The following is a 10562-nucleotide window of genomic DNA, read 5'->3' on the forward strand; positions in this document are numbered from 1 at the left end:
GGTGGCCGGGCGTGCCCTCAGCTGTCGGGGGGCGGTCGGCCGCTGAGGTCCGGGCCTGGGGAGCGCGGCCGGGGGCGGCCGTTCACCGGGTGACGGTGAGCAGCGCGGGGCTGCCGGACCACGCGGGCGTTTCGTCGCGGCCGTCCATATGACGCTTTGCCGTAATCGTCGTCAACTTGACGCCTCTCCGAGCGGGTTTTCCCGGCACCCTGAGGCGCCATGTTGACGGCGGCTCGGCGGAGGGCGGCGTCCCGTCGGTGGGCTCGACCGCCGTACCGGAATCCCCTCGGGCGGCGCGGCGGAGCCCGGCGGGGACGTTCCGGACCCCGTGCGGGAGGGGTGCGGGCGGGAAACCTGAGACGAACGGAACCGGCCACGGGGGAGTCCGCGGGCGGCCCGCGAACGGGGTGGGCCGGGCGGTCGTACATGCCCTGGAGGCGCCTCGCGCACCCCGTCTGCGGCCGCCGCGCGAGCCGGATCTGCTGCCTTTTCGGGGCGGCGCCCGGGCGGTGTTCGCGGCGTCGCCACTGAAAAGATCCCGTTCTCCGCCGCACCGCACCGGCGCGCCGGTCGGGCGGACGCAGACGCCGGAGAGAGGGGTTGGCACCGATCGGCGGCGCGGGGCGTACGGGCAGGGCGCTGCCCCGTGCTCACGCGGTGCACGGCGCGAGGCGCGGAGCGAAGCGTGAACACCCGGCGCGCGGAGTCTGCGGTGCGCCCCCTGCGGAACGTCCGGGCACAGGCCCGGCGGTGCCCCTCCCCGGATCAGGGAACACCCCGAAGCACCCCCGAGCCGTACCCCCACTTCTCCCCCGAATTGCGCCCGCGGCGTTCCCCGCGGGGCGGGAGCGGCCAAGATGGAGAGATGGGATTCCAAGTCGACTCCGAGGCCGGGCGGCTGCGCCGCGTCATCCTGCACCGCCCCGATCTGGAGCTGAAGCGGCTGACGCCGAGCAACAAGGACGCGCTCCTCTTCGACGATGTGCTGTGGGTGCGCCGCGCGCGGGCGGAGCACGACGGATTCGCCGATGTGCTGCGTGATCGCGGGGTGGCGGTGCATCTCTTCGGCGATCTGCTGGCCGAGACGCTCGCTTTGCCCACCGCGCGCGAGCTGGTTCTGGACCGTGTCTTCGACGAGAAGGAGTACGGCCCGCTCGCCACCGATCATCTGCGGGCCGCGTTCGACGCGCTGCCGGTCGAGGAGCTGGTCGAGGCGCTGGTCGGCGGCATGACGAAGCGGGAGTTCCTGGAGCGGCACCCGGAGCCCACCTCCGTCCGCTTCCATGTGATGGAGCTGGACGACTTCCTGCTGGGCCCGCTGCCCAACCACCTCTTCACCCGTGACACCTCCGCCTGGGTCTACGACGGGGTGTCGATCAACGCCATGCGCTGGCCGGCCCGGCAGCGCGAGACGGTGCACTACGAGGCGATCTACGCCCACCATCCGCTCTTCCGCGACGAGGACTTCCGCGTCTGGTCGCAGGGCCAGGTGGACTACCCCTCCACCATCGAGGGTGGTGACGTGCTGGTGCTCGGCAACGGCGCGGTGCTCATCGGGATGAGCGAGCGGACCACGCCGCAGGCCGTCGAGATGCTGGCCAGAGGGCTGTTCGCCGCGGGATCGGCCCGCACCATCGTGGCGCTGGACATGCCCAAGAGCCGCGCCTTCATGCACCTCGACACGGTCATGACCATGATCGACGGCGATACCTTCACGCAGTACGCGGGGCTCGGCATGCTCCGCTCGTACACCATCGAGCCGGGCGGCGGCGAGGGTGATCTCAAGGTCACCGACCATCCGCCGGAGCACATGCACCGCGCGATGGCGGCGGCGCTCGGGCTGAGCGACATCCGGGTGCTCACCGCCACCCAGGACGTCCACGCCGCCGAGCGGGAGCAGTGGGACGACGGCTGCAACGTCCTCGCGGTGGAGCCGGGCGTGGTGGTCGCCTACGAGAGAAACGTCACGACCAACACCTTCCTGCGCAAGCGCGGCATCGAGGTCATCACCATCCCGGGCAGCGAACTGGGCCGCGGCCGGGGCGGCCCGCGCTGTATGAGCTGTCCGGTGGAGCGCGACGCCATACCGGGCACGGTCTGAGGCGGTCCGGACGGAGGGCGCCGCCCGGCTACGACGGGGTGGCGCCCGATGAGGGGCCGTGCCTGTCCGAGCGGGCTTCCGCTCCTGTCGCGGTCCGGTTCGGCCCGTGTCCCGGACCGCTCAGGCCCCGTCCGCAGGCATTCGGACCGGCCGTCGTACGGTGCGCCGAGGTGGCTCCGACATCCCGCCCCTGAATAGTGATACGGGTGCTCGTATACAATTCCAGAGTCCGTTGTCCGAAACACCCCCTCGTGCCCCGATGCCGTGAACCAGGAGTCACCATGGCGATAGATCTCACCGGCCGCCACTTCCTCAAGGAGCTGGACTTCACCGCCGAGGAATTCCGCGGGCTGGTCGACCTGGCGGCCGAGCTGAAGGCTGCCAAGCGCGCCGGGACCGAGGTCCAGCGGCTGCGCGGCCGCAACATCGCCCTCATCTTCGAGAAGACCTCGACCCGCACCCGCTGCGCCTTCGAGGTCGCCGCCGCTGATCAGGGCGCCTCGACCACCTACCTCGACCCGTCCGCGTCCCAGATGGGCCACAAGGAGTCCGTCCGCGACACCGCGCGGGTGCTCGGCCGGATGTTCGACGGTATCGAGTTCCGCGGCAGCGCCCAGGCGGACGCCGAGGAGCTGGCCGCGCACGCCGGTGTCCCGGTGTTCAACGGTCTGACCGACGACTGGCACCCCACCCAGATGCTCGCCGACATCCTCACCGTCGTCGAGCACGGCGGCGGCCGCCCGCTGACCGGCACCGCCTTCGCCTACCTCGGCGACGCCCGCTACAACATGGGCAACTCCTACCTCGTCACCGGCGCCCTGCTCGGCATGGACATCCGGATCGTCGCACCGCGCCTGCTCTGGCCGTCCGACGAGATCGTGGCCCAGGCCCACGCCCTCGCCGCGGCCAGCGGTGCCCGCATCACGCTCACCGAGGACGTCGCCGAGGGCGTGCGCGGCGCCGACTTCGTGACCACCGACGTCTGGGTCTCCATGGGTGAGCCCAAGGAGGTCTGGGACGAGCGGATCGAGCTCCTCGCCCCGTACGCCGTGACCATGGACGTGCTGCGGGCCACCGGCAAGCCGGAGGTGAAGTTCCTGCACTGCCTGCCCGCCTTCCACGACCTGGGCACGGCGGTCGGCCGGGAGATCCACGCCCGCCACGGCCTGACCTCGCTGGAGGTCACCGACGAGGTCTTCGAGTCCCCGCACTCCGTCGTCTTCGACGAGGCGGAGAACCGCATGCACACCATCAAGGCCGTCCTCGTCGCCACCCTCGGCCGCTGACGACCGCCGCCCGCGGGGTGCGCCCGGCGCACCCCGCACCGCATACCCATACGTACAAATGGGCGATCATGCAGTCATAGCGGTTACCATCGACCGCTCACGGGATTCCGGCCCACCGGCCGTACCCCGTTCTCCGCCCGCCGGACTCGACCAGCACCGGCAGCGCACCCCGCACCACCAGAGATGAGAACCACCCCATGCGCCCGTCCGCATCCCCCCGCCCGTCCCAGGCGCGGCGCACACCGCTCGCCGCCCGCCCCGGGCTGCGCATCAAGTCCCCCGACGCGCTCCTCGCCGAATCGGGCACGGATCTCGACGGCAACGGCCTCACCCGCAGCATGGGGCTCTTCCAGGTCGTCTGCTTCGGCATCGGCGCCATCGTCGGCACCGGCATCTTCGTCGGCCTCTCCGACACCGTCGCCCACGCCGGCCCCGCCGTCCTCATCTCCTTCGTGCTCGCCGCGCTGACCTGCATCTTCACCGCCTTCTCCTTCGCCGAGCTGGGCGGCGCGATACCGGTGTCCGGCAGCTCGTACTCCTACGCGTACGCCACCCTCGGCGAGCGGACCGCGTTCCTCGTCGGCTGGTGTCTGCTGCTGGAGTACGGCGTCTCGGTGTCGGCGGTCGCGGTCGGCTGGGGCCAGTACCTCAACGAACTGCTCGGCAGCCTCACCGGCTGGCAGCTGCCCGCCGCGCTGGCCAGCCCGCCCGGCGACGGCGGCATCGTCAACATCCCGGCGGTCGTCGTCATGCTGCTCGCCGCGACGCTCCTGGTGCGGGGCATCCGGGAGAGCGCCCGCGCCACCGCCGCCATGGCCGTCCTGAAGATCGTGGTGCTGCTGCTGTTCTGCGGCATCGCCCTCGCCGCCTTCCGCGACGGCAACCTCACCCCGTTCGCGCCCGAGGGCGTCGCCGGGATCACCTCGGGCGCCTCCGTCGCCTTCTTCTCGTACATCGGCTTCGACGCGATCACCACCGCGGGTGAAGAGGTCAAGAACCCGCGGCGGAACATCCCGCTGGCGATCATGATCTGCATCGGCGTGGTCACCGTGCTCTACTGCCTGGTCGCCCTCAGCGCCATCGGCGCGCTCTCCGCCGGGGACGTCGCCGACAAGCCCGCCGCGCTCTCGCTGATCGTCAACCACGTCACCCACTCCGCCGTCGGCGGCGGGGTGATCGCCTTCGGCGCGGTCGTGGCCATCGCCTCCGTGGTCCTGGCGGTCATGTACGGCCAGACCCGCATCCTGATGTCCATGTCGCGCGATGGCTTGATCCCGAGGGTCTTCGCCCGGATCTCGCCCCGTACCGCCACGCCCGTCGCCAACACCTGGATCGTCGCGGTCGTCTTCGCGATCCCCGCGGCCGTCGTCCCGCTGGACGTGGTGATGAACCTGACCACCATCGGCACCCTGTCGATCATGGCCGTGGTGAACGTCAGCGTCATGGTGCTGCGCCGCACCCGCCCCGGTCTCGCCCGCCGCTTCCGGGTCCCGCTCTTCCCGCTCAGCCCGCTCCTGGGCATCGCGTTCAGCCTCTATCTGATCTACGGCACGGGCCGCGCGACCTGGCTGGAGTTCGCGGCGTTCCTCGTCGTCGGCGCGGTCGTCTACGCGTGCTACGGACGCCGCCACTCCCGCCTGCGGGGCGCCGAGGAGACGGTGCCGGACGCGGCGGGCGCACCGTCCGCCGAGGAGGCGCACCGCTCGGAGCCCGCGCCCCTGAGCTGACCCGTAGGGGCCGCGCCGCGGGCGGTTGCCGGTCCCCGGCTCAGACCGCGGCGCGTGCCGCGCTGCCGTGCGGCTCCAGGTGGCTCAGCGCGCCCGCCGTCGCGAGCCCCGGCAGGGTGTGCTTCCACAGCGTGGCGACCCGGTCCGGCAGATCGTTACGGTCGCTCGCCGCCAGCGAGAACAGCTGCACACCGAAGTAGGACGAGACGAAGAACTCCGCCGCCCCCTCGGGCGAGACGCCGGGCAGCAGCTCGCCGTTCTCCTTGGCGTCCGAGAACATCTTCACGATGATGTCGATCCACGCCTGGTACGGCACCAGCGGTTCCTCGCTGAACGTCGTCTCCAGCGCGATCCGGGTACCGGCCTGGAGCAGCGGGTCGTCCCGCAGCGCCACCGCCACCTGATGGGTGAAGTCGATCGCGTCCTGGAGCCGGGAGTCGCTGACCCGCAGGTCGAAGTGCTGGGTCTGCTCCATGATCACCGCACGGGCCAGCGCGTGCTTGGAGGAGAAGTGGAAATACAGCGCGCCCTTGGTGACACCGGCCCGCTGGATGATCTCCGCCATCGTCGCGGCCTCGTACCCGCGGACGCCCATCACCTGCGCCGCCGCCTCAAGGACCGCACGCCGTGTGCGCACTGCGCGTTCCTGCTTGACCACCGATCGCCCTCCGTATGCTCTCGTGGAGTTGTTGTGCCCGAGTGCGCCCGTCGCACGTGGCGGGGGTCTCGCTCCGCATCATAAGGATCCAACCGCTCGGTACGGCCCGGGAATCGATGCCGGTCCGTGCGTCACGGAGCGCAATCGTCGCACCGGGCGGCCCTCACCGTTCACCCTCGCCCGCCTCGCCGTTCACCGTGATGTCCGGTGCTTCGCCCCCTCGCCGGCCCGCTCGTCGAGGAGCGCTTCCGCCCTGCCGAGGCGCCGGTCCGCACCCCTGGGACCTGCGCAATTACTGGTGCGTAGGCGGGAGAAGGGCGTTGTGGCGGCGAGGTGGGCCCGGTCGGCGGGCCCTTGTGTGGCGGCGTCGCCGTGCCACCGGGGCGGAGCGGTGCGGGCCGCGGGCGGGGCCGCGGCGGATGCCGATCCGTATGACCGGTTGACGCACGGTGAAAATGTCCAACACCCCGGGGGTTGGCGGAAATTCATCGCCGCCGGTGTCCGACGGGTCCGACGGCTCGAACGGGACGGGCCGTTCAGGGGCTGCCGCCCGGGGTGTGGGGGGCCGCGCGGCTCAGCCGGCGGCGGGGGCCGGGACGGCGACGGGGGCGTTCGGGAGGAGGGTCCAGACGTCGGCGAGCGCCGCCTCCGCCCACCAGGCGGGGTCCTCGTAGCCGAGGTGCAGCAGGCCCACCACGACCGACGTCAACAGCTGTGCGGTACGGCGCGGTTCGATTTCCGATCGCGAAGCGCCGCCGGCCCCGCCGGTCATCGCCTTGTCGAGGAAGAGCGCGTACCAGCGCCGCTCCAGCGAGGTGATCTCCAGCCCGGGTGCGGTCTCCGGGCGCAGACGGAGCCCCGCGCGCAGCACCGGGTCGCTCTCCACCCGCAGGAACAGTTCCGCGGCGAAGTCCTGTACGGCGGTGCCGATCGGCTGCGGGGAGCGGATCAGCCCCTCCTCGATCCGCTGCAGGGTGCTCAGCGCCGTGTCGCGCACCGCGAGGGTCAGATCGTCCTTGGAGGTGAAGTGGAAATAGAGCGCGCCCTTGCTCAGCCGGGCCCGCCGGCTGATCTCGACCATCCCGGCCGCGGCCACCCCTTTCTCCAGGAAGGTCTCGGCGGCCGAGCGGATGAGCGCCTGGCGGCTCTGGATGGCGCGATGCTGCGTGGGCACGGTGTCCGTCCCGTCTCTAGTGCGGCTGCGAGCTGGCAGGACAGTCTACTGAGAAAACCAACCATGCGGTTCTGTATGGGGTTCCGGAATGGCCGGTATGGGGTGCGTGGCGTCGCATATCGTTCGCCCGTCCGGCCGCGGGAGATGGTTGAAGACCCCACGATTCCCGTGTGGGGCCTGGGATCGCGCGGGTGGAAGCCTTCTGGGACGGGAGTGCATTGACAAACAGCGCAGACGGTTTTTAAATCTGCGAAGGCGGTAAACGGGATCCTCCCCTTCCGTGGTGACCGCCACGGCGGTGGCGCACCACATCAGGACAGCGGTGTGCCACGGAGGACCCTCCCCAGCCGTCGCCCGTCGTCGACCGCGGGCCACCGGGACCAGCCGGACGGCCACGCTCCCCAGCCAGTGCACCCATCGGAATCCGGAAAGGTCTCCAGCCATGCGCGTATCAGCGGTAGTCGGCGAACGTCCTGTGAGAGGCGTACGGGGCGCCGGAAGCGAGACGATCAAGGCTGCCGTCTTCGATCTGGACGGCACCCTCGCCAATACGCGCCCGGCCATCGCCAAACTCCTCGTCAAGGTGGCCGCGGAGCAGGGCCGTACGGTGACCCCGCGGCAGGCGGCGGCCGCCGTCGGCAAGCCTCCGGGCCAGGCGTTCGGACGGCTGCTGGGCAAGCCCGAGGACGACGCCCAGGTGCTCGCCGCGATCAACCGCTACCGCGAGCAGTTCGCCGTCGATGTCATGTGCCTGGGCCCGCAGTTGCTGTTCCCAGGTGTAACGGCCGGGCTCTCGGCGCTGCGCGCCCACGGTGTGGAGCTGGCGGTCGCGACGTCCAAGTCGACCCGGGGCGCCGAGGCGCTGCTGGACGTCATGGGCATCCGCGAGCTGGTCGGTCCCGTCATCGGCCAGGACATGGTCCGTCGCGGCAAGCCGCACCCGGAGATGGTGCTGCGGGCCGCCGGGCGGCTCGGTGTCGCCGCCTGGGAGAGCGCCTACGTCGGCGACACCGTCGGCGACATGCGGATGGCGGTGACCGCGCGGATGGAGGCGGTGGCCGTCACCTACGGCGCCGGGACGTTCGGGGAGCTGGCGGCGGTCGCCGGTACCCGGATGTGCAGCTCGTTCAAGGATGTGGTGTCGGTGATCGCCGCGGCCCGGCCGCGGCGGATGCCGGCTCCGGCGCTGGCGGCGCAGCGACGCCGCCGGTGACACCCACGCGGGCGCCGGGCGCGCCCGCGGCACGAACCTGAAGGGCCGTCGGCCCTGACGGGGCAGCGGCGCCGGGGGGCGCCGCTGTCCGGTGCCGGTACCGGAGGGTGCCGTCATCGAGGGGGAAGGGGCTGCCGCCGGGGGGGCGGTGCCCGTAGGGGGAATGGGCGTCCGTGGGGACGGGCGCCCGCAGTGATGCCCGCCGGGGGGCGGGTGCAGGAGGGGCGTTCCGGGGGGAACCGGATTCCGCGGTCACCGCGGCCTGCCGCAGAGCCATGCGGGCGGGCCGCCTCGCCGTGGTGCCGAACCGGACGCCCCCCCGCCCGGCGCCGCGTTCACCGGCGACGGGCGGAGACCGCCGTGCGGGCCCCCGGTCAGCCCTCCGTAAGGAGGGGAGAGGGCAGACCGGGGTCCGCCAGGCGGCTGCGGGGGCGCCGCGGGCGGAGCGCCGCCATGGCGGACGGCGCCTGACGCGGCTGCCGATCGGGGCGTGGGTACGCCGTCCCGAGGGAACGGGCGCTCACCAGGGACGGATGCCGGTGGTTCGGGCCGCGTTCGGGGTGAGGAATACAGGTCCGCTCAGGGCCGCGTACCTCCGGGGTGGTGGGCGATCCGTAGCGACGGGATCACTCGTACGAGCGAGGGCACACAGCGCGGACCACGCCTTTCGTGCGCCGTTGGCGCGCGGGGCGGTGCCGTCGGGGTAGACGGAGCGCTCCGGGGCGGCGCGGTGCCGGGCGGCGGTTGTCAGTGGTGGGTGTCACGCTGGGTCGGGAGTGCCTCGTGAAAGGGACGGTCATGATCACCACCGAATTCCTGCTCGGTTCGCCCTGCTGGCTCGATCTCGGCACCCCGGACCTCCGGAAGTCGACGGCCTTCTACAGCGAGGTCTTCGACTGGACCACCGAGCCGTTCGGCGGCCAGGAGCCCGGCGGGTACACGGTCTGCCGCCGGGACGGGAAGGTGGCCGCGGCGATCGGCCCGTCGGCGGAGGAGGGCGCCCGCGCGGCCTGGACGGTCTACTTCCACACGCCCGACGCCGAGGAGACGGTACGGGCGGTGCGGGAGGCCGGCGGTGCGGTGCGGGTCCCGCCGTCGCCGGTCGGCGGGGACAACGGATGGCACGCCCAGCTCACCGATCCGCAGGGCGGCCGGTTCGCGGTCTGGCAGCCCGGTGCGCATCCGGGGCTGGAGGTGGCGGACGTCCCCGGCAGCCTGGAGTGGACGGAGCTGTTCACCACCGACACGGCGGCCGCGCAGCAGTTCTACGGCAAGGTCTTCGGCTGGCACACCCAGGAGATCCCGCTGCCCGGTGGCGGCGAGGGCAGCTACACGCTGGTGACGCCGCGCGGCGCCGGGCAGGAGCGGATGCAGGGCGGCATCATGCAGCTCCCGGCCCAGGCGCTCTCCGAGACCGGCGGCGCGGCCTACTGGCACCCGGTGTTCGGCTCCGCCGACTGCGACGCCACGGTCGCCGCCGTCACCGCGCGCGGCGGCGCCGTCCGGATGGGCCCGGAGGACGCCGAGGGCGTCGGCCGCCTCGCGGTCTGCACCGACCCGGAGGGCGCGGAGTTCGTGGTGCTGACACCGGAGGGGAGCCAGGTGACGGCGGCCGGGGCGGAGTGACACGGGGCGCTACCCCGCGGCCGTCCCCCGGTGGGCCCGCAGCGCCCGGGAGAAGAGGTCGCGGTCCTCGCCCAGGACGAAGGCGGTGACGCCGTCGGCGCGCCACTCCCGGCGGCGTTCCTCGGTGGTGGCCATCGCGCAGAACGGCACGCCGTGCCGGGCGCAGGCCGCGTGCAGGGTGCGGACCGCCTCCCGGACCCGGGGGTGGCGCACCTGCCAGGGCACGCCGTACGACTGCGACAGGTCGCCCGGTCCGGGCAGCACGAGATCGACGCCGCCGCCGGTGAGGACGGCATCGATGGCGTCGACCCCCTCGGCGTCCTCGACCAGCGCGATCACCATCACCGCGGCGTTGGCCGCCGCGAGGTACTCGGGCAGCGGGAGGGTGCCGTAGCCGGGGCCGCGGCCGCCGTTGAGGGAGCGCATGCCCTCGGGGGCGTAGCGGGCCGCGCGCAGCGCCGCGTCGATGTCCGCGCGGGTGCGCACATGCGGCACGACGATGCCCAGGGCGCCCGCGTCGAGCGCCCGCAGCACCGCGCCCGGATCGCCCTCGGGCACCCGGACGAACGGGGTGAGACCGCAGGTCTCGGCCGCCCGGATCAGATGTTCCAGCCGCTCGGCGCCGACGAGGGTGTGCTCGGTGTCCAGGATGACGAAGTCGTATCCGGCGTGCCCGATCATCTCCGTCACCGCGGGGTCGGGGATCACCCCGAAGAGGCCGTGCACCTCCTCGCCCGCCGCGAGCTTCCGCCTGACCTCGTTGGGACGCAGCACCAC

8 protein-coding genes are annotated in these 10562 nt (G+C 72.5%); 5 read left to right on the plus strand and 3 right to left on the minus strand.

Going from position 1 to position 10562, the window contains the following annotated elements:
- Positions 1-865 precede the first annotated feature (865 nt).
- The 3 genes from ACZ4U4_RS05505 to ACZ4U4_RS05515 all read left to right on the plus strand — a co-directional run bounded on the left by ACZ4U4_RS05505 (position 866) and on the right by ACZ4U4_RS05515 (position 5114).
- The gene (locus ACZ4U4_RS05505; protein ID WP_467869196.1) at positions 866-2101 is read left to right on the plus strand and encodes an arginine deiminase; all 1236 of its coding nucleotides are present in this window, start codon (positions 866-868) and stop codon (positions 2099-2101) included.
- Positions 2102-2382: 281 nt separating this feature from the next.
- Complete coding sequence (gene argF, locus ACZ4U4_RS05510; RefSeq protein WP_467869198.1) at positions 2383-3387, plus strand: ornithine carbamoyltransferase; 1005 nt, start codon at positions 2383-2385, stop codon at positions 3385-3387.
- 197 nt (positions 3388-3584) lie between these two features.
- Positions 3585-5114: an amino acid permease gene (locus ACZ4U4_RS05515; RefSeq protein WP_467869200.1), complete on the plus strand. Its 1530-nt coding sequence runs from the start codon at positions 3585-3587 to the stop codon at positions 5112-5114.
- Between the two features lie 40 nt (positions 5115-5154).
- Here ACZ4U4_RS05515 and ACZ4U4_RS05520 read toward each other — a convergent pair whose 3' ends face one another.
- Both ACZ4U4_RS05520 and ACZ4U4_RS05525 read right to left on the minus strand, forming a co-directional pair.
- Positions 5155-5751 carry a ScbR family autoregulator-binding transcription factor gene (locus tag ACZ4U4_RS05520; RefSeq protein WP_467869202.1) on the minus strand — a complete coding sequence of 199 codons (597 nt, stop codon included), beginning with the start codon at positions 5749-5751 and terminating at the stop codon, positions 5155-5157.
- 595 nt (positions 5752-6346) lie between these two features.
- Positions 6347-6946 (minus strand): TetR family transcriptional regulator, encoded by a 600-nt coding sequence (locus ACZ4U4_RS05525; RefSeq protein WP_467869204.1) that lies wholly within the window; start codon positions 6944-6946, stop codon positions 6347-6349.
- A gap of 442 nt (positions 6947-7388) precedes the next feature.
- Between ACZ4U4_RS05525 and ACZ4U4_RS05530 the strand changes: the two genes are divergently transcribed.
- Positions 7389-8159, plus strand: coding sequence for an HAD family hydrolase (locus ACZ4U4_RS05530; protein WP_051739206.1), 771 nt, complete (start codon positions 7389-7391; stop codon positions 8157-8159).
- Between the two features lie 798 nt (positions 8160-8957).
- Entirely contained in the window at positions 8958-9785 is an 828-nt protein-coding gene (locus tag ACZ4U4_RS05535) for a VOC family protein (protein ID WP_467869207.1), read from the plus strand.
- A 9-nt stretch (positions 9786-9794) separates the two neighbouring features.
- Here the strand turns inward: ACZ4U4_RS05535 and ACZ4U4_RS05540 are convergent, their stop codons facing one another.
- Positions 9795-10562 (minus strand): HpcH/HpaI aldolase family protein, encoded by a 768-nt coding sequence (locus ACZ4U4_RS05540; protein WP_467869209.1) that lies wholly within the window; start codon positions 10560-10562, stop codon positions 9795-9797.

It is taken from the genome of Streptomyces sp. NPDC029159, assembly GCF_055564055.1.

Coding starts and splice junctions, on each gene's coding strand:
- ACZ4U4_RS05505 (WP_467869196.1), top strand. CDS start 866: ATGGGATTCCAAGTCGACTCCGAGGCCGGGCGGCTGCGCCGCGTCATC.
- argF (WP_467869198.1), top strand. CDS start 2,383: ATGGCGATAGATCTCACCGGCCGCCACTTCCTCAAGGAGCTGGACTTC.
- ACZ4U4_RS05515 (WP_467869200.1), top strand. CDS start 3,585: ATGCGCCCGTCCGCATCCCCCCGCCCGTCCCAGGCGCGGCGCACACCG.
- ACZ4U4_RS05530 (WP_051739206.1), top strand. CDS start 7,389: ATGCGCGTATCAGCGGTAGTCGGCGAACGTCCTGTGAGAGGCGTACGG.
- ACZ4U4_RS05535 (WP_467869207.1), top strand. CDS start 8,958: ATGATCACCACCGAATTCCTGCTCGGTTCGCCCTGCTGGCTCGATCTC.